The 252-nt window shown below is 57.1% G+C and carries 1 protein-coding gene; it reads left to right on the top strand.

Translation table 11 applies throughout. From position 1 onward, the window contains the following. Positions 1-252 (top strand): alpha/beta fold hydrolase (locus tag GHN92_RS23745; protein ID WP_218580749.1); only part of this gene is annotated, 252 nt, incomplete at both ends.

Here is a 252-nt window from a genome sequence, read left to right as displayed (position 1 = left end):
CCGGTGTTCTATGAATTGCCCAACCTGAAAGTGCCGACGTTGTTGCTGGTCGGTGATGCCGACACCACAGCCATCGGCAGTGATATTGCACCGCCCGAGGTCAAGGCCAGAATCGGGCATTACAAGGTCTTGGGCAAGCAAGCGGCCAAGCTGATTCCGGGCGCGCAACTGGTCGAGTTCCCCGGCATGGGCCATGCGCCACAAATGGAAGATCCAGCAGGGTTTAATCGAGTGCTGATAGAGCGATTAAGC

Source organism: Pseudomonas sp. FSL R10-2964 (assembly GCF_009600035.1).
Lineage (GTDB): Bacteria > Pseudomonadota > Gammaproteobacteria > Pseudomonadales > Pseudomonadaceae > Aquipseudomonas > Aquipseudomonas bubulae.
The sequence above is the reverse complement of the archived record's forward strand: the minus strand, read 5'-3'. Positions and strand labels throughout refer to the sequence as shown.